Source organism: Rhodococcus huquni, assembly GCF_055231055.1.
Genome location: NZ_JBUYWE010000001.1, coordinates 536,188 through 558,194, shown reverse-complemented (window position 1 = coordinate 558,194; position 22,007 = coordinate 536,188). Strand labels below are relative to the sequence as shown.

Annotated in this window: 23 protein-coding genes; 14 read left to right on the top strand and 9 right to left on the bottom strand. The window is 60.5% G+C overall.

Features of this window, described 5'->3' with window-relative positions; all coding sequences use genetic code 11:
- Together ACZI8R_RS02670 and ACZI8R_RS02665 are read left to right on the top strand one after the other, a co-directional pair.
- Complete coding sequence (locus ACZI8R_RS02670; protein WP_463377995.1) at positions 1-1,221, top strand: lipase family protein; 1,221 nt, start codon at positions 1-3, stop codon at positions 1,219-1,221.
- 84 nt (positions 1,222-1,305) lie between these two features.
- Positions 1,306-1,929: an SDR family oxidoreductase gene (locus ACZI8R_RS02665; RefSeq protein WP_463377994.1), complete on the top strand. Its 624-nt coding sequence runs from the start codon at positions 1,306-1,308 to the stop codon at positions 1,927-1,929.
- Here ACZI8R_RS02665 and ACZI8R_RS02660 read toward each other — a convergent pair.
- From ACZI8R_RS02660 to ACZI8R_RS02645, 4 genes are all read right to left on the bottom strand, one after another.
- Positions 1,917-3,125 carry a TerC family protein gene (locus ACZI8R_RS02660; protein WP_463377993.1) on the bottom strand — a complete coding sequence of 403 codons (1,209 nt, stop codon included), beginning with the start codon at positions 3,123-3,125 and terminating at the stop codon, positions 1,917-1,919. The two genes, ACZI8R_RS02665 and ACZI8R_RS02660, sit on opposite strands and share 13 nt — an antisense overlap.
- A 164-nt stretch (positions 3,126-3,289) precedes the next feature.
- On the bottom strand, positions 3,290-4,723 hold the full coding sequence (locus ACZI8R_RS02655; RefSeq protein ID WP_463377992.1) for an NAD-dependent succinate-semialdehyde dehydrogenase: 1,434 nt from the start codon (positions 4,721-4,723) through the stop codon (positions 3,290-3,292).
- A 72-nt stretch (positions 4,724-4,795) separates the two neighbouring features.
- The gene (locus tag ACZI8R_RS02650) at positions 4,796-5,455 is read right to left on the bottom strand and encodes an endonuclease (protein ID WP_463377991.1); all 660 of its coding nucleotides are present in this window, start codon (positions 5,453-5,455) and stop codon (positions 4,796-4,798) included.
- 192 nt (positions 5,456-5,647) lie between these two features.
- Positions 5,648-6,682 carry an NADP-dependent oxidoreductase gene (locus ACZI8R_RS02645; RefSeq protein ID WP_463377990.1) on the bottom strand — a complete coding sequence of 345 codons (1,035 nt, stop codon included), beginning with the start codon at positions 6,680-6,682 and terminating at the stop codon, positions 5,648-5,650.
- 260 nt (positions 6,683-6,942) lie between these two features.
- Here ACZI8R_RS02645 and ACZI8R_RS02640 point away from each other — a divergent pair, with 260 nt between their 5' ends.
- Both ACZI8R_RS02640 and ACZI8R_RS02635 read left to right on the top strand, forming a co-directional pair.
- Positions 6,943-7,425 (top strand): nuclear transport factor 2 family protein, encoded by a 483-nt coding sequence (locus ACZI8R_RS02640; protein WP_463377989.1) that lies wholly within the window; start codon positions 6,943-6,945, stop codon positions 7,423-7,425.
- Complete coding sequence (locus tag ACZI8R_RS02635) at positions 7,422-7,883, top strand: DUF3237 domain-containing protein (RefSeq protein ID WP_463377988.1); 462 nt, start codon at positions 7,422-7,424, stop codon at positions 7,881-7,883. The genes ACZI8R_RS02640 and ACZI8R_RS02635 overlap by 4 nt, the downstream gene beginning before the upstream one ends.
- Positions 7,884-7,989: 106 nt before the next feature.
- Here ACZI8R_RS02635 and ACZI8R_RS02630 read toward each other — a convergent pair whose 3' ends face one another.
- Positions 7,990-8,769 carry an alpha/beta hydrolase gene (locus tag ACZI8R_RS02630; protein WP_463377987.1) on the bottom strand — a complete coding sequence of 260 codons (780 nt, stop codon included), beginning with the start codon at positions 8,767-8,769 and terminating at the stop codon, positions 7,990-7,992.
- Positions 8,770-9,210: 441 nt separating this feature from the next.
- Between ACZI8R_RS02630 and ACZI8R_RS02625 the strand changes: the two genes are divergently transcribed.
- The 3 genes from ACZI8R_RS02625 to ACZI8R_RS02615 all read left to right on the top strand — a co-directional run bounded on the left by ACZI8R_RS02625 (position 9,211) and on the right by ACZI8R_RS02615 (position 12,811).
- Positions 9,211-9,822 (top strand): cupin domain-containing protein, encoded by a 612-nt coding sequence (locus ACZI8R_RS02625; RefSeq protein WP_463377986.1) that lies wholly within the window; start codon positions 9,211-9,213, stop codon positions 9,820-9,822.
- A 54-nt stretch (positions 9,823-9,876) separates the two neighbouring features.
- Positions 9,877-11,382 carry a CoA-acylating methylmalonate-semialdehyde dehydrogenase gene (locus tag ACZI8R_RS02620; protein WP_463378204.1) on the top strand — a complete coding sequence of 502 codons (1,506 nt, stop codon included), beginning with the start codon at positions 9,877-9,879 and terminating at the stop codon, positions 11,380-11,382.
- Between the two features lie 559 nt (positions 11,383-11,941).
- The gene (locus tag ACZI8R_RS02615) at positions 11,942-12,811 is read left to right on the top strand and encodes a mycofactocin-coupled SDR family oxidoreductase (RefSeq protein WP_463377985.1); all 870 of its coding nucleotides are present in this window, start codon (positions 11,942-11,944) and stop codon (positions 12,809-12,811) included.
- 136 nt (positions 12,812-12,947) lie between these two features.
- On the opposite strand, the gene ACZI8R_RS02610 is transcribed toward ACZI8R_RS02615, so the two are convergent.
- Positions 12,948-13,625 (bottom strand): TetR/AcrR family transcriptional regulator, encoded by a 678-nt coding sequence (locus ACZI8R_RS02610; RefSeq protein ID WP_463377984.1) that lies wholly within the window; start codon positions 13,623-13,625, stop codon positions 12,948-12,950.
- A 537-nt stretch (positions 13,626-14,162) separates the two neighbouring features.
- Here ACZI8R_RS02610 and ACZI8R_RS02605 point away from each other — a divergent pair.
- Positions 14,163-15,671, top strand: coding sequence for a long-chain-fatty-acid--CoA ligase (locus ACZI8R_RS02605; protein WP_463377983.1), 1,509 nt, complete (start codon positions 14,163-14,165; stop codon positions 15,669-15,671).
- Between the two features lie 526 nt (positions 15,672-16,197).
- Here the strand turns inward: ACZI8R_RS02605 and ACZI8R_RS02600 are convergent.
- Complete coding sequence (locus tag ACZI8R_RS02600; RefSeq protein ID WP_463377982.1) at positions 16,198-16,836, bottom strand: HD domain-containing protein; 639 nt, start codon at positions 16,834-16,836, stop codon at positions 16,198-16,200.
- A gap of 109 nt (positions 16,837-16,945) precedes the next feature.
- On the opposite strand from ACZI8R_RS02600, the gene ACZI8R_RS02595 reads away from it, so the two are divergent.
- Entirely contained in the window at positions 16,946-17,947 is a 1,002-nt protein-coding gene (locus tag ACZI8R_RS02595) for a GlxA family transcriptional regulator (RefSeq protein WP_463377981.1), read from the top strand.
- 39 nt (positions 17,948-17,986) lie between these two features.
- Here ACZI8R_RS02595 and ACZI8R_RS02590 read toward each other — a convergent pair whose 3' ends face one another.
- Entirely contained in the window at positions 17,987-18,442 is a 456-nt protein-coding gene (locus ACZI8R_RS02590; RefSeq protein WP_463377980.1) for an SRPBCC family protein, read from the bottom strand.
- A 152-nt stretch (positions 18,443-18,594) separates the two neighbouring features.
- On the opposite strand from ACZI8R_RS02590, the gene ACZI8R_RS02585 reads away from it, so the two are divergent.
- The 5 genes from ACZI8R_RS02585 to ACZI8R_RS02565 all read left to right on the top strand — a co-directional run bounded on the left by ACZI8R_RS02585 (position 18,595) and on the right by ACZI8R_RS02565 (position 21,684).
- The gene (locus tag ACZI8R_RS02585) at positions 18,595-19,125 is read left to right on the top strand and encodes a TetR/AcrR family transcriptional regulator (RefSeq protein WP_463377979.1); all 531 of its coding nucleotides are present in this window, start codon (positions 18,595-18,597) and stop codon (positions 19,123-19,125) included.
- A 107-nt stretch (positions 19,126-19,232) separates the two neighbouring features.
- Positions 19,233-19,376: a hypothetical protein gene (locus ACZI8R_RS02580; protein WP_463377978.1), complete on the top strand. Its 144-nt coding sequence runs from the start codon at positions 19,233-19,235 to the stop codon at positions 19,374-19,376.
- Between the two features lie 65 nt (positions 19,377-19,441).
- Complete coding sequence (locus ACZI8R_RS02575) at positions 19,442-19,984, top strand: hypothetical protein (protein ID WP_463377977.1); 543 nt, start codon at positions 19,442-19,444, stop codon at positions 19,982-19,984.
- 41 nt (positions 19,985-20,025) lie between these two features.
- Positions 20,026-20,235 (top strand): hypothetical protein, encoded by a 210-nt coding sequence (locus ACZI8R_RS02570; RefSeq protein WP_463377976.1) that lies wholly within the window; start codon positions 20,026-20,028, stop codon positions 20,233-20,235.
- A gap of 351 nt (positions 20,236-20,586) precedes the next feature.
- A complete protein-coding gene (locus ACZI8R_RS02565) occupies positions 20,587-21,684 on the top strand; it encodes a lipid II:glycine glycyltransferase FemX (protein WP_463377975.1) in 1,098 nt (365 codons plus the stop codon).
- A gap of 80 nt (positions 21,685-21,764) precedes the next feature.
- Here the strand turns inward: ACZI8R_RS02565 and ACZI8R_RS02560 are convergent, their stop codons facing one another.
- Positions 21,765-21,968, bottom strand: coding sequence for a zinc-ribbon domain-containing protein (locus ACZI8R_RS02560; RefSeq protein ID WP_463377974.1), 204 nt, complete (start codon positions 21,966-21,968; stop codon positions 21,765-21,767).
- Between the last annotated feature and the right edge of the window lie 39 nt (positions 21,969-22,007).

Here is a 22,007-nt window from a genome sequence, read left to right as displayed (position 1 = left end):
ATGATTCGCTCTGTATCCCGGCGGTTCACCATGGCCGCACTTTGTACGGCCTTGGTGGCAGGCTCGGTCGCGCTGGGAGGCGGCACCGCCGGCGCAGCACCGATCTACCCGGTAGCGGATTCGGACCCGTTCTACGCACAGACTCCGGCTGCAGCAGACCGCGCGCCGGGCGATCCCATCGGGGTTCGGCCGATGCCCCCGATCCCGGCGTTCCCGGACACCGCCGTGTGGCAGGTGAAGTTCCGTTCGAACAACTCACAGAACGAGCCCATCGCAGCGACCACTACGGTGCTCGTTCCGCGTAACCGGCCGGTCGACGGACCGTTGTTGTCGTACCAGCACATCATCAATGCGCTCGGGCCGCGATGCGCACCGTCACGGACCTTGTACTCCAGCGACCCGGACCTGGTGATCCGCGAGGCACCGGCACTGAATGTCGCTCTGCAGCGTGGATGGACCGTTGCACTTCCGGACCACCTGGGACCGAACAGTGCGTACGGCGCCGCCAAGCTCGGCGGAGTGATCACCCTCGACGGCATCCGTGCCGCGCAGCGGGTTCCGGAGCTCGCTCTGGCGAAGAGCCCGGTCGCGATGGCCGGATACTCGGGTGGCGGAATGGCGTCTGCGTGGGCAGCCGCTCTGGCCCCGGAATATGCACCCGAACTGAACATCGTCGGTGTCGCCGAGGGCGGCGTCCCCATGAACATCGGCAAGATGGCGAACGGTCTCGGCCTGCAGCCCCATCCCGCTTTCGGTCTCGCGTTGGCGGCTGCGATCGGACTCGAGCGCGAGTACCCCGAGCGTCTTCCGATCAGTGAGCAGTTGAACGAAGAAGGCATGCAGTTGCGCAACAAGGTTGCCAACGAATGCACCAACGGTCTGCTCGCAGCCGGTGCGGGTAAGAGTGCCCAGCAGATTTCCACGACCACGGACATGATGACGTCGAAGGAAGCCTGGTCGGTTCTCGACGAGAACAGCGTCGAGCTCTACCCCGGGGTCCCCAAGGCGCCGATCTTCGAATGGCACAGTCCTACCGACGTTCTCATTCCCGTGGACTCCATCGACAACACCATCCAGCGTTACTGCGATGCGGGAGTGACCGTGCAGCAGGAGTTGTTCCCCAGCCCGGATCACCTGTCTTCCGCAGTGCTCGGGCTTCCGGATGCGCTGAACTACCTCGATGCGCGGTTCAGGGGAGTGCCGGCACCGTCGAACTGCTGATCTTCTGATCGACTGACCGGCGGCCGAACCACTCAGGTTCGGCCGCCGGTTTGGTATTTCGGGCCCACGGGTATTCCCCTTTGCATGCGCCGCTCGGAAACTGCGATCGTGACCGGCCCCGAATCAGGGATCTGTCACGAGACGGTCAACGCACTCGGAAGATCGGGGATGGACGTGCGGCGGGCCGCACGATCCGCAGAAGTACACGCGATCGCGGCCACGGTCGCAACGTTCGACGTGCTGATCACCCTGCCGCGAAATCCCGGGGCCGGTGAGAATCTCAGGCTACGGGCCACGGGTTTCGCAGGGCTCTCTTCCGAGATCGACCACGTTCTGCGATGCCTACAGCCGGCGATTCGGCACATGGCAGACAGCGGGCTCGGGGGCCGAGTGGTACACGTCGTCCCCGGCAGTCTGGAGATCAGTGCCCTGACCGGCATCCTGGCCGTCGAACTGGGTGAGGCGGGTATTGCCGTGAATTCGGTCGTGCTCGGCCCCGGTGTCTCGGATGCGGCGGCATGCGAAACCATTGCGTTCCTTGCAGGCTCGCCCGCTGCCGGTCAGACGAGCGGAGCCTCGTACGTCCTCACCGGGCATTCGATGGCGGTACACGGCCCGGGTCGACTTTCCTCCAAGCGAGGGGAGAGGCAGCTCTCGAGATCCCTTCGTTCGCGGCTGCGGGCGCTGCACGCCCATCACGACTGTTGAGAAGCGGTCCCACCGTTCATGTACGAATCGTGCTGGGCGTGAGCCTTCCTGACGAGATCCATCAGCTCCTCCTGTTCGCGAGCCTTCTGACGGTATTTCGGGCCGAGGGCCTTGATCTGCTCTTCTTCCTTGCGTAGCGCCCCGTAGATGCGTTCACGTTCGGCGGTGTCGGCCGTGTAGCCGAGGTCGACGTAATTGGTCGCGTGGCGCCGCGCACCCGAGATCGCGGACTGGGCCTTGCCAGCCGGGCTGACCAGCGAGGCGATCACGGTGACGATCAGGATGCCGATGATCACGATGAGGGAGAGAGCGGTGCTGACTTCGACGACGTGGATGGGCTCGCCATCGTTCACGAACGGAAGGTTGTTCTCGTGAAGGGCGTGGAGAATCAGCTTCACGCCGATGAAGCCGAGGATGGCTGCCAAGCCGAACGACAGGTAGATGAGCCGGTCGAGGAGTCCATCGAGTAGGAAGTACAGCTGGCGGAGACCCATCAGTGAGAACGCCGTCGCGGTGAACACGATGAACACGTTCTGGGTCAGTCCGAAGATTGCCGGAATGGAATCGAGCGCGAAAAGGAGATCCGTTCCGCCGATCGCGACCATGACCAGAAGCATGGGTGTGAGTGCGCGCTTGCCGTTCTCGACGGTGAACAGCTTGTCGCCGTCGAAGTAGTCCGTGGTGTGGAAGAACTTCTTTGCGATTCGGATGATGAAGTTGTCGGCGGAGTGCGAGTCCTCCTTCTCCGGACGCAGCATGTTCCCGGCTGTCACCAGCAGAACCAGACCGAAGAGGTAGAAGACCCACGCAAAGCTGTTGATCAGAGCGGCGCCCATGAAGATGAATCCGGTACGCGCAATCAACGCGAACACGATGCCGAACAGCAAGACCTTCTGCTGGTCCTCGCGGGGGACCTTGAAGCTCGACATGATGATCAGAAATACGAACAGATTGTCGACCGACAGCGCCTTCTCCGTGACATATCCGGCGAAGTACTCCGATCCCATATCGCTGCCGCCGAATATCAGAACCACCAGCCCGAACACCACAGCGAGACCGACGTAGAACGACGACCAGATCGTCGCTTCCCGAAGTGTGGGTACGTGTGCCTTGCGTACGTGAAAGAAGTAGTCGAAGGCCAACAGGGCGAGGATCACGACGATCGTGACGCCCCATGCGATTGGTGAAACATTCATCGGCGTCTGCTTTCCGCTATCGGGTACGCGACGGGCAGGTCTAGGTGCGACGTTCGGTCGACCCGTTCGATCAGCCTAGACGACCGCGACGCAGCACTGCCCGGTTCGACACCCGCCGGAATCGACCGAAGAACCGATCGATCCCGGCAACCGCGTCGACGACGTCAGGCGGTGACCGATCGGACCAGCTTCCGATTGACGAACTCGAACATGCCCAGATGGGAGAGCTCACGCCCGAAGCCGGAATTCTTCACGCCACCGAAGGGGAGGTCCGGGCGTGTACCCGTAGGTTCGTTGATCCACACCATGCCGCTGTCGATTCGATCGGCGACTTCACGCGCTCGCGTCTCGTCAGCGCCGAACACGGTGCCGCCCAGACCGTAGATGGTGGCGTTCGCCAGCGCGACCGCCTCGTCGACATCGGCCACGCGATACACCGCCGCGACAGGACCGAACAGTTCTTCCGAGTATGCGCGCATCTCCGGCGTGATACCGGTGAGGACGGTGGCGTCGACGAAGGCGCCCTTACCGTTCGGTCCACGTTCCTGAGGGCGACCGCCGCCGGTGACCACGTTCGCTCCCTTTTGGACCGCGTCGTCGATCTGTTCCTGCAGGTCCTGTGCTGCCTGCTCGGACGACAAGGGACCGAGCGTCGTCTCCCGGTCCAGGGGATCGCCGTGCTGGAGTGCGCTCAAGCGATCGCCCATCTTGGACACGAACTCGTCGAAAAGATTGTCCGGCACTATGAATCGCTTGGACGCGACGCAGCTCTGGCCGGTGTTGCCCATTCGTCCGGATACCGCAGCGTCCACGGCTTTGTCGACGTCGGCATCTGCCAAGACCACGAACGGATCACTTCCACCGAGTTCGAGAATGCACTTCTTGAGGTGCTTGCCGGCGAGCGACGCCACGGAGGATCCTGCCTTCTCGCTTCCGGTCAGCGCGACACCCTGCACCGCACGGTGCTCGATCACCCGCTCGACATCGCTCGTGCGCAAGAAGATGTTGGTGTAGACACCTTCGGGCACACCGGCTTCGTGGAAAACCGTCTCCAACTGTGCGGCCGTTGCGGCACACAACTTGGCATGTTTCAGCAGAATGGTGTTGCCGACGATCAGGTTGGGTGCGGCCAAACGCACCACCTGATACAGCGGAAAGTTCCACGGCTCGACACCCAACAACACCCCGAGTGGCTCGTTGACGATCTGGGCGGCGCCACTGTCGACATCGATGTCGGTGGGCTTCAGGAAGTTCGGACCGTTCTGTCCGTAGTACTCGAGAATGCTCGCGGCAAGGTCGACCTCGAATTCGCTCTCGGCAACGAGTTTGCCCATCTCTCGGGTGATGAGGGAGGCGAATTCGTCCTTACGCTCACGCAGTACTTCTGCCGCACGGGATACGGCGCGAGCCCGCTCCGCCACCTCGACCTGCCGCCACTCGTCGAACGCCTCGTGTGCTCGATCCACGACGCCGGAGAGTTGCTCGAGGTCCAAGTAGGGGAATTCGGCCACAGCCTCACCGGTATACGGGTTGATGGACTCGAAGGGTTCCGAATCCGGTCCGGTTCCGCTCATCGGTTGGATGCTGGTCGACGTCATGAGGTCCTCCTTCTCCAGGGGTCAGGCAGCCTCGTGTACCCAGGTGGCGCTCGCGCCAATCTGGCCCGTCGATCAGCTCAGTTCGCTCTCCACGGCGGCGCGGAGCTGCTTGTCCAGAGATGTCCGCACCAGTGCCGCGGACAGTTCGGCAAGGCGGTCGGGAGACACCTGCCCGGCGAGTTCGTTCACCTCGTCCGGCAGACCGAGACTGCGTGCCGACTTCAAAGCGCGGCTGTCGAAAAACGGCCGCACCCAAGGCCATACGGCCTGTACTTCCCGTAAGAAGATGTCCGCTCCGGTGGGGCCGATTCCGTTGAATTCCTCGAGCAGACGTTTCGCTTCGGGGACGGAGTGGTGTGTGCAGTCGGCCAACCGGCGCAGATCGCCTGCGTACACATGTTCGACTCGTTCGGCGAGTTCGCGTAGGCGAGTGGCGGTACTCTCGTCATAACGTACGTAGTGCGCACGGCCGAGCGCTGCAATGACATTTGCGCGGTCTGCGCGTTCCATGGTCGGTGCGCTCGACATACCTGAGTGGCGAAGTTCTCGAGCAGCGTCGACTGCGATGTCTGCGGAGATCGGATTGCTGAAAAGAAGGCTCAGCATCAGCAGGCGAAACAGCGGCGCCGGTTTGTTCGTCAATGCCACACCGGCTTCGTTCGCGTACGTACCGCCGCCATGCGCCAGGAGGGCGTCGATGACCTTCTTGCTCTTTGTGGAGGCGACATTCATGTAGCTCCTCGGGTGGTGAGTCCTTGCCTTCGCCGAGCCGGCACGTCACCGTGACGAAACGACCAGGGGTGCGCGCACCGGCAGTAGGGGAGGATAGTTTCATCCTGACGCCCCACTGCGCGCAAGCGTGGCCTCGGCGAGTCGAAGATGGCGGAATCGACTGAACTTTCGGCCAATAACGGTTGGTGCCGGCTAGTCGGTGATCACCTTGACTACGACTTTGCCTCTGTTTTCGCCGGCAAGACTGCTATTGAGGGTATGTCGCGCATTTTCGAGCCCGTCGACTACCGTCTCTTCGGAGCGAAGAGCGCCGGCCGTCAAATTCTCTGACAGCTGACCAATGATCTCTCCGTACCGGTCCACATGGTCGAAAACGATAAACCCTCGCAATATTGCTCGTTGCATGAGTATCTGACTGATATTGCGTAGTCCGCGCTGGGCGTTGTCTCCATTGTATTCGTTGTACTCGGAAATCAACCCACAGAGCGTGATTCGTGCACCGATGTTCAAGCGGCCGAGAACATGGTCCATGATCTCGCCGCCGACATTCTCGAAGTCCACGTCAATACCGTCAGGAGTGGCGTCGTCGAGTTGCTCTTTCCAGTCTTCGGCGTGTCGATCGATGCACGCGTCGAAACCCAGCTCTTCTACAAGGTAGAGACATTTTTCGGTGCCACCAGCGATACCGACTACGCGCGCACCTCGCTGCTTTGCAAGCTGACCGGCAATTGATCCCACTGCTCCGGCCGCGGCGGATACGAAGACAGTCTCTCCCGGCCCAGGGTCGGCAAATTCTATGCCCAGGTACGCCGATATTCCCGTGTGGCCCAGGACGCCGACGAAGGCGGGAAGAGGGGCCGGCAGCGGATCAGGCAAGACGGTGAACGACATGTCGTCACGCGCCGTATCGGCTATGCAGTAGTCCTGCCAACCGGTCAGCCCCACAACGAACGACCCGACGGCCAGATCGTCACGACGACTGGCCACTACCTGCCCCACCCCTGCTCCGCGCATTACCGCGTCCAGTTCGACCGGAGGGATATAGGAGCGCATCGCGCTCATCCACACACGATTCGTGGGATCGACCGACAGGTAGTGAGTCCGAATCAGGGCCTGTCCTTCGCGGATATCGGGGACTGGTTCTTCCATCCATTCCAGGTTGTCGGCAGTCACTTCCCCTTTCGGGCGACTCCGCAATCGGTAGACCCGGTTTGTCAAGGTACTCATAGCATCTCCTTAAGGGGTGCGCGAAACCGTCCGATTGCGGCCTTCGCGGGGCACGCTGTCCAGCCGCTCACCGGCTTGGTGATGCTGAGACTAGACTCACAGTCGAACATAGTCAACGGTCTGTCGATTACACGTTTCTTCCTCTGCTGCCCGTAGCCAGACGCTGTCGACACACTGTTGACTATTGCCAACGGAGCGGGCATTCTCTGAAACTATGGCGGCTGTCATCTCAGTCGTCAGAGCCCGCCAAGGAGGCGACTGTGAGTACACAAGCGAAGAATCGCAAAGTAGTGGAGAGCTTTTGGAGCGACCTCGATGCGGGTCCACCTACCGGGGCCGAGTTGGAGGCATGGAAAGGTTGGTTCGCCGCGGACGCTGTTTGGGAGATGCCATTCGCTCCTGAGCCGCTCGCGAAGTCGGTCCCCGGTCGCGACCTCATCGGTCACTTCGTCGACTGGTTCTTCAAGTCCGTGCCAGATCTGAAGATCGACTCGCTGGTTGTGCATGATACGACCGACCCCGAGCTGTTCGTGCTGGAGTTGCACGGCGAAGCGACTGTGGAGCAGAACGGAAACGTGTATGCGAACACGTACTGCACGCACATGAGAATCAGCGACGGCAAGGTGACTCTGATTCGTGAGTATTTCGATCCGAATATCGTCGTGGACGCGTTCGGGGTCGACGTCATTGCTGAGGGCATGTCCCAGGTGATGGCAGCTGCAGGCATAGGGGCAAACAAATGAAGCTGATCTCGGAATTCTCGTACACCGCAGAACTTGCCGAGCCACAGATTGTCGGCGCCGGTCCGTACGGCGTCCGGCAGGTCCTTCCTGTCACTGGCGGCACGGTGACGGGCGATCGATTGAGCGGTAGCGCGGCCCTCGGTGGCGGTGACTGGCTTCTGGCTGGTGATGATGGATTCGGGCGACTCGATGTGCGCGCTCAGTTCAACACCAACGACGGTGCAGTCATCTACATGAGCTACCAGGGACTGGTTGAGGTAACCGAAGCTGCTGCAGCTGCCCTGACAGGCGGGGACTCGAGCACGAATTTTGGCGACCATTACTTTGTCACCACTCCTCGCCTCGAGTGTGGGGACGATAGATACGCCTGGGTCAACCAGACGATCTTTGTGGGACAAGGACGAATTACACCGGGACCTACCATCGAGTTCCAGGTCTTTCGCGTCGCCCAGAATTGACAGGATCGGATTCGAACCTGCGGGCCGCACATCACGTTGATGTGCGGCCCGTTTGCTCAGTTGACGTGGCAACGCCCTGGCCCGTTTTCGCTCAGCCAGGCTCGAGCTAGCGCAGCAAGCTAGCCAATTCTTCCGCGAATCCAGTAATCGCCCGTCTGCCATCATCCACAACGCCGGCGAGAAGAAAGAAGCTGTGGGGCATGCCCGCATACTGCCGGTAGACCGACACCACACCCGAGGTGTCCAATCTGGATGAATAGCGGCTCGCGTCATCCGATGCTGGGTCAATCTCTGCGCTGACCATCACCGCGGGCGGGACGCCATTCAGATTCGTGCCGAAAAACGGCGAGACTTCTGACGACGCCCGCATGTGGAGGTCGGGCACATACTGATCGATACACCATTCGAGCCCCGCGCGTGACAGTAGCGGTGCGAACTCGTAGCGGCTCGCGGAGTCGCCACTCAGTGTCGGATCCAGGACTGGGCACAAGAGCCCCTGCGCCTTTACTGATGCGCCATCCGGTCGCGCACCCAACTTCGCTGCCGTCGCCGCCGCCAGCATCCCCCCTGACGAGTCCCCAGCTACTGCCAGCGCCTCGCCGTCAATTCTCAGCTCATCGACGTGATCGGCCACCCAGCAAAATGCGTCGGCCGCATCGTCGTGAGCGCTGGGATATAGGTTCTCGGGAGCGAGGCGATACGCCACGGAGATCACACAGAGGGTGCCCCGAGCGCTCAATTCGCGGCACAGGCGGTCATGAGACTCCAGTCCGCCCCTGACAAATCCACCGCCGTGGAAGTACACGACACACGGCACCGCCCCGGTGCCGCCTTTGGGGTAATAGCTGCGGGCCCTCAGAACCCGCCCTGAAAGCGGAATCTCCATGTCGGTGACCTCGCAATGCGGGTTGGGTTCACCCGCCAATCGGATCAGCTTTTCGCTGGCTGACCTGTACTCCCCGATGGGGACCTCCCAGGGCTGAGCCGGGGGATTCCCTGAGAGGGACGCCAACAACTCGAGTACTTGAGGATGCAGATTACTCATGACCGACCGAGATGACTTGTTGTTGCGGCAACCACGCGTAGCTGACTCATCGGTTGTCTCCTTCGCAGTGCTGATAGGTGCGTGCAATCCCTGTTCGAGACGGGTCGTACGCCGGAATCCCAACAGTGCACTCGGTGTCGACCATAGTCAACGGGCAGTTGGGTCTGAGGGACCCGGCGGCGTGGCATACGCCTCGGCCGGAACGTCGAAAGCTGCTGTCCTGCTGGTTTCATAAACTCGACGCACTGTTGACGACCATCGACTGTGAGTCTAGTCTCATAAATGTCCAAGCCGTTCATCATCCAAGCGGCAACAACGAAAGGGGCCCTCATGGCCACGAAATCTGCTGTCGATCAGATTCAGCCATCGACGAACCGAGACGGCGAGAGTTACGTCTCCCACCGAAGCGATGTGCACTTCAACATGACCGGCGACTTCATGACTGGTGTTGATTTCTGGATTCATGCGACCGGCGAAACGACCGATGGCCGGCTGATCATCATCGAAACCAACTGGGTCCGCGGAACCGAGCCGGTCTGGCACATTCATCACCGCGAAGAGGAAGGTTTCTTCGTGATGGACGGTGAGATCAAGATCCACACCGAATCCGGCTCCTACAACGCCGGCGCCGGGCAATTTGTCTGGGGCCGCAAGGACCAGCGGCATACCTACGAGGTGGTCGGAGAAGAGGCGAGGATTCTCGTAGTTTTCGTACCGGGAGTGGACAGCGGGGGATTCGAGCCCGGCGGCGGCATCGACAAGTACTTCTACGAGGCACGCGATCGCGAACTGCGCACTCCGGAGCAGCTTGCTGCAGAAGTCGAAAATCTCAAGACGAACTACGGATTGGAGATGTTTCCGGAGTTGCCCCACCCCCGGGATGCCAAAGCTTGACCGGCCAATGAATATTCAACTCGCTTCTTCGTGACCACCCATGGAGTCTCTGTGATTACAAACGATGTCCATCTTGCAACTGTTCCGCACTGGATCGCTGGTGCCCCCTACAGCTCGGCTAGCGGGCGGAGGTCGGAGGTCGTTGATCCAGCCACGGGTCACGTACTGCATTCTGTCGAGTTGGGGGGCGCTGAGACAGTCGACACGGCTGTGCTGAGCGCCCGAAGCGCTGCGGGGGCTTGGGCTTCGACCCCGGCCCCCGCCCGTGCGACGACTCTTCACCGCTTCCGCGCATTGATGCTCGACCACAGTGAGGAGCTTGCGTCGATCATCACCTCGGAGCAGGGGAAGACTCTTGTCGACGCGAGAGGCGAGGTCGCCCGATCTGTCGAAGCTGTCGAGGTTGCAGTTTCGGTAGTGCAGCACCTCAAAGGTGAGTACTCAGAACAGATCTCCCGAGGAGTCGATACTTACTCGTTCCGTCAGGCCCTTGGGGTGTGTGCCGGAATCACCCCGTTCAACTTCCCGGTCATGGTCCCAGTGTCCATGTTCGCGGCCGCGATCGCCTGCGGCAATTCGTTCGTGCTGAAGCCCAGCGAGAGGGTGCCGTCCGCCTCGGTACGGCTGGCAGAATTGCTTGCTGAAGCTGGGCTTCCCGAGGGCGTTTTCAACGTCGTGCATGGTGGCGCCGAGGCGGTGAACGCGCTGATCGACCATCCTGACGTGTCGGCGGTATCCTTCGTCGGCTCTACTCCAGTTGCGCGCGAGATCTACCGCCGATCGGCTGATGCCGGCAAAAAGGTCCAGGCGTTAGGTGGAGCGAACAACCACATGGTCGTCATGCCCGATGCCGATCTGGATGCCGCGGCGGATGCACTGGCATCGGCGGCGTACGGCGCAGCCGGCCAACGATGCATGGCCGTGCCCGTCGCAGTAGCGGTCGGAGAGATCGCGGATGAGTTGGTATCCAGGACTGCACAACGCGCCAGTGCCTTCACCACAGGGCCGGGAAATTTGGAAGGCTCCGACATGGGCCCGCTCATCTCTGAAGTCGCCATCGACCGAATCAAAGGTGCGCTGGAGAAGGCGCCTGGCCAAGGTGCAAACATCGTTGTGGATGGTCGTGTCAGCGTCACCTCGGAGGCTGGCTACTTCATCGGTCCGAGCCTCGTCGACAACGTGACAGCCGATAGCGACCTCTACAAGCAGGAAGTGTTTGGTCCGATCCTGAGCGTAGTCCGCGTCGATGATCTCGACGAAGCGCTACGGATAGTGAACGCCAGCCCATATGGCAACGGTGCGACGATCTTTACCGCAAGTGGAGCTGCTGGTCGACGATTCGCCCACAGTGTCCAGGCAGGTAGCGTCGGAATCAACGTTCCCATTCCGGTACCGATATCGTGGTTCGGATTCGGGGGTTGGGGTGACTCCCGGTTCGGTGACGACGGGCTCAACTACGACGCATATCGCTTCTACACCAAAGCCAAAGTAGTCACCCAGCGTTGGACCGAGCCGAAGACTGGTGTGTCTCCACATTTCGTCGCCGCGGGGCATCAGTAGCGATGAATAGTCACTCACCTTCCATTTCCTTGCCTCCCGAATCCACGCCCCTGGGAACAGCGCCGCAGTTGGATCATGTCGGGATACTCGTACGTGACCTGGAGCTCGCCACCACGCAGTGGCAACGCAGACTCCACGTACATGTTTCGCACACTTTCGAGGCGCAGTCACTCGCAATCCGTGCGACATTCCTGGCAATAGCCTCCGCCAAGATCGAGCTGTACACGATCGACGACCCAGCCGTTCTCGATCGCGAGTTGGGGTCTACCTCAGCACGGCTCGACCACATCGCACTGCGCTTCACCAATGGCGGAGGCGAGGTCGATCTGGCTGGATGCACCATTCGCGGGCCCGGCCGACCAGAGCCGATCGAAGCTCCGATTCCCATCGGCGACTCTGACCACATATGGGTCGAGCCCCCTGGAATCGACGTCCTCCTACAGCTCATCACGCCAGCATGCGCACACAATTCAGCTGCTGAAACGCGGCGTAAGACGTAGGCCCAAGCAAGTTCGCGGGGCTACAACTTTCGATCTACCGACCTCAGAAAGGGAAAACAATGAAACGAATGGACGGAAAGGTCGCCCTGGTAACGGGAGCGGCACGTGGAATGGGCAGGGCTCACGCCATCCGGCTCGCTGAGGAGGGCGCTGACATCCTGGCAATCGACTGCCCGCCGGACAGCGGCCTCCCATACGCCACTGGCTCGTCTGATGATCTCCAGATCACGGTCAAAGAGGTCGAAGCGCTCGGGCGGCGAATCATTGCACACGAGGGAGACGTCCGGAAGCAGTCGTCGCTCGATAATCTGGTCGCCGAGGGGGTCAAGGCGTTTGGCGGCCTCGATGTTGCCGTCGCCAACGCGGGAATCTGGACAGTGCACTCCTTCCACGAGATCCCTGAAGAAGAGTTCACCGCCGTTCTGGACGTCAATATCACCGGGGTGTGGCGCACCCTGAAGGCAGTGACACCGGCCATGCAGGAACGGGGTGGCGGCTCGATTGTCGTTACCTCTTCCGGGAACGGAGTGGAGGGGTCGCCCCACTACGCCCATTACGTCGCGTCCAAGCATGGCGTTATCGGGTTGGCAAAGAGTGCCGCGCTCGAGTTCGGTGGTGACGGAATCCGCGTCAATATTTTGCTTCCAGGACCGACTGACACTCCAGCCCTCGACTGGCAAGGCGGATATGATCTCTGTTCAGGTAAGGGACCCGGGCAAGGTGTCAAAGAAGACCTGGAAGGTGCCAAGTACTGGTCCGCCCTTCGCGATGTCGGATTGTTGCCACCGCGAGCTATGAGCGAAGCGGTACTGTGGCTGGCTTCCGACGAGTCTCGTTGGACGACCGGACTCGAGATGCACGTCGACGGTGGCCACAGGTTGATTCCGGGACTGAACATGGCGAAGATGGCAGCGGATCAGTCACAGTAGCCGATAGGTAGCAACAGAGGAAGCTGGGCCGTCCCGAACCGTGGCTTCACCGACAACAGTATTCGATGGTCGAAAGGGGATAGGCGGGCGGGTTTCCTTTGAATCCCGTTCGCCTATCTCTCGATATACCTCCGAACTAGCTGTTCGTGGAACGGCTGCCACTCCATTCTAAGCCGAATACCGTTCTGAGCCACACGGTCGTGACTGTCTCAACCATATCTTCGGTACGAATTGCGTTTTCGCTTCGCATGCTCATCAGTCCCAAGTTTCGTTCACCCATCCACATGAGCGCTGCCGCCAGGGAACGAGCCGGGGGCCCATTCAGCGCGAGACCCGCAGCCCTGTCACGCTCGATTGCAGCAGCCGCGGCATCGATGAAACGACCCAATATCTTGTCCCACTGCGCCTGCAAAGACGGTTCCGCTGCTGCCGCATCACCGACCTCCCGCAGGATGTGTCCATGCCGCTCCCAGACCACGATCACCTCGGAAACTGCGTGCTCGATTGCAGCCTCTGGTGGAATCCCCGGAGGGCGCTCGAAAATCATTGCAGACGCAGTGAAAACATCTGCTGTCACGCTCGAGAGAAGTGCCGAAAGGACCTGCCATTTGGATTCAAAATAGAAGTAGAACGAAGAACGCGACAGTCCTGCCCTCTTGGCAAGGTCGTCAATCGAAACGTTTCTCAAAGGCTCGGTGCGTAGAATTTCATAGGCCCCCTCGAGGATTGCTTGCTCGCGCATGTCTCCCTTGAGGTTGCGCCTACCAGCGCGGGGCTCAGACTTGTTGAGGCCGTTGGTGAACGAAGTTGCCATGCCTACAGACTAGTCTAGTTCGACCTGCAGGTATAGCTAGAGGGCATACTCGCGGAGGCGAAACGCATCAACGGCCCGTATTGATTAATGTCCTGGCGAATTGTGATTAATTCAGCAAGACAATAACCCGCAATGTCCGAGTGGCGCCTGTGATCACGACGTCCGATATTTCGGATGTATAGAACTATCAACCGTAAACTGTGGGGAAATCGGTATTCGGAATCCGATTTCCACCGCAACGCCGTTATGACCCGTGGCGCTCACGCGCGACTCTTGAAACGTGCGAACGCAACCGATGTCGGCGCCATGAAACGACTGGCCGCCACGAAGTGGCTCGGCCCACTACACGAAACGCACTAACCGTTGACGTGTCTCGACAGTGTGTCTATTGTAGAGTTGCGTAACTGGCATGCAGGTACATGAAGCTGCACCTGCGCGTGGGGCACTCTCGAGTCGTATGCGAGGGGCCTGGTCACATCTCCAAGCGATGGCGCTTCTGCCTCCCGGCGTTGCGCCAAACCAGGAAGAGTCGATTCGATGTCATCAAATCTTGCAATGGGTCTCGTCGAGACTGCTCGGCATCTAGGCGCCCGGCCGGCGATTCGGCACGACGGGACGACATTAGATTATTCAGAGTTTCATCGATCCGCGGCGGCAGTGGGCGGCGATCTCCAATCACGAGGTATTCGACCCGGCGATCGAGTCGGCATCGTAATTCCGAACGTCCTTGCTTTCCCGGTCGTGTTCTACGGAATCGTGATGGCTGGCGCGGTGGCTGTCCCTATCAATCCCCAGCTCAAGGCTCGTGAAATTGAGTACTACCTGGAAGACTCCGGGATGGCTCTTGTTTATGGATCGCAATCCCGAAGTGAGCTGGTTGCGGAGGCCGCGTTGGCAAAGAAAATTCCAGCGCTCCTGGTCGACGACCGTGGCCCGAATTCCGCAGATCTACTCGGCAATGCAATTGAAGAGCCCGTGGCGCGCAGTGGTGACGATACCGCGGTTCTGCTCTATACCTCTGGAACGACAGGAAGCCCGAAGGGAGCAGAGCTCACACACGCGAATATTTCGAGCAACGCTTCGACAACTGTCGATACGCTTATCCAAACAGACTCCCGAGACGTCATTCTCGGATGCTTACCGCTCTTCCATGTGTTCGGCTTGACCTGCGGTCTGAATGCTGCCGTGAAATCAGGTGCGCTGCTGACGTTGATTCCGAAATTTGATCCGGACGTCGCTTTGCACGTGCTGGTGCGAGATGGAGTTACGGTCCTCGAGGGTGTCCCGACCATGTACTCGGCCATTCTAAACTCACCCGGTTCGGACTCGGTGGATATGTCCCAGCTTCGGTGCTGCATAGTCGGTGGGGCGCCGATGCCCGTCGAGGTCCTGAACGCATTCGAAGATAAGTTTCAATGCGAGATATATGAAGGATATGGCCTTTCGGAGACCGCACCAATAGCATGTTTCAATCGACCTGGCCACCTCCGCAAACCAGGCACTATTGGCCTGCCTGTGCGCGGATGTGAGTTGCGTCTGGTGGACGGAGACGATGAGATCGTCGCGACTGATCAGGCTGGAGAAATTGAAATCCGCGGCGAAAACGTGATGAAAGGTTACTGGGGGAGGCCGGCGGCCACGAATGAAGCCATCCATGATGGCTGGTTCCGCACAGGGGACATCGCGACGCGCGACGGCGACGGCTACTACACGATCGTTGACCGTAAGAAGGACATCATCATCAGGGGTGGATATAACGTATACCCACGTGAAGTCGAAGAGGTTCTCTACGAACATCCAGCTGTTGCCGAGGCTGCCGTCGTAGGCATTCAGCACGTGCATCTCGGAGAGCAGGTTGGCGCGGCTGTTTCACTCAAACACGGAATGCATGCCGACCCAGATGAGATCGTCGAATTTGTTCGGGAACGGCTCGCCGCGTACAAGTACCCACGGCAGGTTTGGTTTGTCCCGAGCCTTCCCAAGGGGCCGACCGGCAAGATTCTCCGAAGGCAAGTCGTGCCGCCAGAGCGGCACCGAGTTTCGTGAGCTATCGACTGCGAAGATCCCCAGATGGACACTGTGCCCGGGTCGGTTGCATCGGTACGCACAATGTTCAAGCCGGTCTGCCTCACCCATTACGTCACTGTGACGTAATGGGTGAGAGTGGCTGGGTGGAGGAGGGTGGACCTATAGATCGATCCACTGGGCTTCATCGCACCCAGTCATGCATGATGCTGCATATTATTCGGCGTTTGGTCAGCGGGCGGCCGATCGTCCGAATTCGCGGAAACATCAATTCGTCACACCCGCGTCGCCACGTGTCCACGACGGCAGGTTCCCGGTGAAAACAGAGCGGGACGGCAGTCGAACCCGGCGACCGGAGCACGTGTAGAGCGAATGTGGTCTGTGTAGGTAGGGATGCGCGGAATGGCGCGAAACTACGGTAACCACCCAGGTGGATAAAGTGCCGATAATCTACATTATGTCAACTAGCAGTCTGCCGATGCACTGGATGAATCGGCTTGTACCTGAGTCACGTCACCAACGCCCCCCTCCCTATCCGCGGAATCACTTACTCCGGCCAGGCGGATTCCCTGATGACCTCTACGAAGTCCCCGCGTTCGAAGCCTGGGAGAAAATGCTCTAGTACGTCGGCCTTGACATTGCCGAACGTCGTCTTTGGACGGTCCTTGATGCCCTCGGTGAACGCCGCGAGAATCTGGTTCTTGAAGTCAGGCCTGGGATGCAGCTGAACGATCGCGTTACGTTCTTCATCGGTGATGGCGTCATAACCGATACCCAGCACGTCCAACTCGACACCTCGGGTCACCAGCGCGATCTCCGCGGCCATGTGCAGCGGGACCTCTGGCGTGGTGTGCAACGCGATCGCGGTCCAGACCTTGTCAGCCGCGCCTTCGCCGAGCCCGTACGAAAGAAGGAATCGGCGAGCCTCATCAGCGGCGTCGATCTCGAAACGCTGGTCATTGCGCCGGTACTTCTCCGTCAGCCCGAGGTCGTGGAACATTGCTCCGACGTAGAGCAGCTCAGGATCGAAGTCGACTCCCTGGTCCCGGCCACGGAGCGCACCGAAGAAGTACACCCGTCGTGAATGGTGGAACACCACATCCGTCGCGGCGTCGCGGACCAACTCGGTTGCATCTTTGGCCATTTGACTATCCGGGATGATCAACCCGCCGATCGTCTCGGTCATGATCGTCCTTTCCCTGGTGGAGTCGTTTTTCAATGTCTGACATCCAGCATAAGGCGCTCGACTACAGTGACGTCATGTCAAAACAGCCCACTTTCCCTCGATTTCGGACATGACACACCGGATCGGCATCGTTGTGTTCGAGGGCGTGACCCTGTTGGACGCCGGCGGCCCCGCGGACGCATTCCGCCTGGCAGATCCTCGGCACGAAAAGTACGAGCTCATCCTGGTCTCACCGTGCGGTGGTTCGGTTCGGTCCTCCTCCGGCATCGAACTCGGTGGCTCCGTGCGCCCAGAGCAAGCCGGCCCAGTCGACTCCGTGCTGGTCGCCGGAGGGCAGCGCCTGACCGACCCCGCGCCCGACCAGGAGCTGATATCTGCGGTCGCGAACCTAGCTGACGGAGCTGCGCGCGTCGCCTCCGTGTGCACAGGGGCTTTCGTGTTGGCGGAACTTGGATACCTCGAAGGCCGACGCGCAACGACGCACTGGAGACACGCTCGGTTGCTGGCGCGTCGATACCCTTCGATTGTGGTCGAGCCCGACGTCATCCATATCCGTGACGGCCGCTATATGACCTCCGCCGGCATCACCGCCGGCATCGACCTGGCCTTGGCGATCATCGAAGAGGATCTCGGCGCCCGTGTCGCCCGCGAGGTAGCACGCGAACTGGTGGTGTTCATGCAGCGTCCTGGAGGGCAGGCGCAGTTCTCGACCGCGCTCCGCGGCCCTATTGCCCGGAGCGACTCACTGCGGGACCTTGTGGAGTCGGTGATCAGCGATCCGACCAGAGACCACTGCGTCGACTCGATGGCAGCTGAAATTGGAGTCAGCACACGGCATCTCACCAGGATGTTTCGAACGGACATGGGTGTGACGCCGGCACGGTGGCTGGAGGAGGTCCGGCTCGATGCGGCCCGCAACTTTATCCTTGACGGGCATCCGATCACGCGAGCGGCCGAACTCAGCGGATTCGGCAGTGACGAGACCTTGCGTCGAGCCTTTGCACGGAACATGGGCACCACGCCCACGGCGTTCCGGGAGCGATTCTCGACCGCACGCTCTTCACGACCTACCGACACCACGCAAGGTGTCTCGCCCAGATCGGCGAGCTAGCCTTCTCCGGCGTTGCCGTCTCCGCATCGATGGTCGCAATCAGGGGCGCTCGAGGATATTCAGCAATTTCCCGGATAGTAATTGATTCCAGCCTCGGGCGAATGCATTGCGCGCCATCATCTGGCGTTTGTCGTTGATATCGAACCCGGCATGCGTGATGAGCAGTCGACTCCCCCGCCCGTGTGCGTGGACATCCCAGGTCACGAACCACTTTGCGGGTGGCGACGCCCGCAGATCCATCCAACTCCAGGTCATGGAGCCGGGCAGAGCGACGTCCGTGACCTCGCATGCGATCTCGGCCGATGTACTCGACGGGACCGACAGAAGAAACGGCGTGCCGACCACAGCCCCCACGAACCCTGTCGATGGCATGAGCCACTGCTCGATCAGAGCAGGTTCGGTAATGGCCCGCCACACGTCCTCGGGTGGACAGTCGTAAAACCTACCTGCCTCGACGCGCGAGGGATCAGACTCGAGGTCCGGTTCAGGAGTCATGGGAGTTCACACGCCTAACCTTCGATGTCGAGCGTTGCCGATCCGGTTATAAGACATGTATGTCTCATAACCGGATGCTATCAGCTCGTGGCGATCACCGATACGCTCGCAGAATGACAATGCGCCCGGCACTGCGTGATCATGTAGCGGCGATGATCATGGAACGCGCGGCGACCGTCCTTGCCGAGCGCGGCGACGGCGTCAGCATGGCTGAGATTGCGAAGGCGGCCGACGTCGGTCGGGCGACGATTTATCGGTACTTCCCTACCCGCGACGCTTTGATCACTGCGATGGCGGCCTCAGCTCTTGAAGAACTTGGAGAACGAGTAGCCGAAGCGGGCCTGGATACGGTCCCGCTTACAGAAGCGATCGCTCGGATAACGCGAGCGTTCGTCGGTAATGGTCAGTACGCCGCGTTGCTTCGAGGCCAGCGTGGCGCATGCTTGAGTTCCGCCGAGATCGATCTCCGGATTTCGAATCCGATACGGGAATTGTTTCAGCGAGGAATCGACGACGGCGTTCTGAGACAGGATGTTTCAGCGGATGAGATGTTGACCATCTCGGGCGGGCTACTGCAGGCCGGCACTACCTTGGCCGCCAGTATCGGTGGCGAACGCGCGAGCGCAGCTATCGCATCCGTGCTGCTGGACGGTGTCACTGTGCCAGGGAGCAAGGGACCGTGAGGCCCTTCGGCCGCCGCTGAACCTCGCCGAAAGTCGCTGCCATTAGTGTTGCTGTGGTGCGCACCGTTCCGGGAGTTACCTGGCCCTCAGTTGTCCTCATCTGCGCGATGAGCGTGTCTGCCGTCGAGATCGTGCGTTCCGGTGGTTCGATGATTGTTCTCGTACTGGTAGTCGTCGCCCTGCTCGTGGTGATCCGAGAACTTGTGCGCCGCACGCCCCGCTGGTCACCGCGGGACCACTCGCGTTCGTGATCCGTGCACGTTTCGAACACTGCTGCAGTGGCACCGGTAAGGGACACCAACGTTAGGCTCGCCCGATGGCCAGCACTCCAGCACTGAGAATCTCGCGCCTTCGCACGCTGATCGATCACCCCCGTACGGAAACCAGCGAGCGTGCAGCCGCGCAACGCATGTTGGATCGCATTCTGATCAAATCCCGGTCATCTATCCCGAAGCCGGGACGCAATTACGGTGACAGGCACGATCGCGTCGGGCGACATGCAGGACTTACTCGCATCGCAGAGATGATCCGCGAAGACATCCACCTCGCGCGGACCGCGTTCTCGGCCGTCGACGGGCCAGGCGACATCGCGACCTTCGACCCGATAGGTGATGCGCCGGCAGCGATCCACTACGACGTCGAGACGCCGTTCGACAGCGAAATCGTGATTACCTTGAGTTCCGTGCCCGAAGACTGGGGTTGGCTCCGCGAGGGCAGAATCGCAACCGTCTCCCCCGCGCTTCAAGCTCTCGCCGACGATCTCGCAGTGCTCATGAACGGCTACAATCACGACGGCTCGGACATAGCCAAGCGCTTCTTCGGAAGAGTCCGAGTCGATGGGGAGGCGCTTGCGTGGTGACCGGTCTCGTCGGTCGCCATTCGTGAAAACGAGGGGGAAAGTTGAAAGACACAGTTCGGTATGCGCTACCACCTGCCGCATTGGTTGCATTCGCCGTGATGACGATGGTGGGCACGAGCTCGCTGTGGGTCACCATCACAGGCCCGCTGGCAATAGGGGCGATCTTCTACTTCTTCTATTCGATGCTGGACCGGAACCCGGCAGCAGGGAAAGACGAACGCGAGACGGACACCGTTCATCGTTCCTTGTGAGCGGCCTGCTTCGTCGCGTGTCCCTTCGCGTACCAGTCCGAAGCCGGACTGACGCGAGTGTGTCCCAACGGTCGAGTTGGTCACATGCACAGCGGTTGTAACGAAAATCCGGACAAATCGAAATACAGTCAGTGCACCCAGAACGTGGGAATCTCCGAATCGACCGAAGCGATTCACAATGGATATATCGAGGGGCGAGGCATGACGGATGCTGGCGTGGTGGGTGTTGGTTCTACGCGGGGCGCGACGAGTTCTCCCCACGGACTTCCCCACACACTCGATCGAGATCTCGAGTCTCGCGACGGTGCGCCGAGTACTCCGAAAACGGAAGTCATACAGGTACGATTCGCCGTGGCCGACGAGGTGCAACGGTGGGACGAGATTCTTCTGCAGAGCCCCGACGAGGGCACCGTCTACCGCTGTAGCGCCAATATCGATGGAATGGCCCTTCAGGGAGCAACGCCGGTATACCTGATCGTCGGAGGCAACGCCGTTACCGCCTTCCGTGTGAACGTGCCGCTGGCCGGCGCACTGTGGGTGCTCCTCGGCCCCCCGGCCACAAACGTTCACGAGATGATCGACGCTGCCCACGCAATCGCCGCGTTCGCAGCGCAGCACGGTGTCGCGGCAGTGCGGCTCCGTACTCAGCTGAAAGCACATCCGGAACACGAGAAACTGCTCCGCGAACAGGGTCTCGTGCGGGTGCCGACGTGGCTGGACGACAGTACGGTCATCGTGGATCTGACAGGTACCGAGCAGGACGTGCTGTCCCGCCTCAAAAAGCGTGGCCGATACTTGGTTCGGCGATCTGCGCGGGAGGGCGTCGTCGTCGACCGCGTCCCGGCCACGCCTGAGAATTGTCGCGTGCTGTATGAGCTGCTCGACGCGACCAGCGGAGGCCGCTTCACAATCCCCACCCTCAGCAACTCCATCGCCGTTTTCCAACGATACGAGGTGTCCGGGCAGGGCCAGCTGCTCCTGGCTCGGCACAACGGCGAGGTCCAAGTTGGCGCCTTCGTCGCGACATTCGGGAAGACTGCTTTGTTGGTGGGAGCGGGTTCGGTGCGGCAACGTCCAGGAGACTCCAGCCAGTGCGGGCTGGGTGACACCGGGGCGGCATACGGGTTGCAGTGGGAGGCCATTCGCTGGGCTCGCGAACAAGGTTGTGAGCGTTACGACTTGGACGGAACACCGTCGTCGGCGACTATCGGAGACGTGTCGCATCCGCGCCACGGTGTCGGGTTGTTCAAGACTGCATTCAGCGACGAGATCACCGACTACCTCGGGGCCTATCAGATTGCGGTGCTCCCCCGTCGGGCATGGCTGATCCGGCAACTCGAGATCGGCGCGCAGCGGATCAACCAGTCACGCCTGTTCAATCGTGTGCGCGGCCGCCAGGTGAAGCCGAACCCGGACCACGTGTGGTTGCACCGGAAAACGTCGAAATAAGCGCAAGCGGGCCCGGTCATCACACCCGCACGTCGCCAACAGTCCGATCGGCCGGCGCACCCCATCGGGTCGTCATCGCGTCAGATTTCGACGGCTGCGCCACAAATGTCACATGTCTCGAGTTGTCGGCGGTTCCAGCGTGCGATCGGAATGAAGAACACGGTGAACTGTTTGAACTCGCGTATCCGCGTCCACTGCGTGGTGTTGTGGCAGTTCGGGCACGTTCGAGTCTGGCCCTTGCCGAGATTTTTCCGCTTGGCGCCGTAGCCGAATAGAAAGAACACCACACCAGCATATGGTGTTTGTCAGTCATCTCAGGGAAC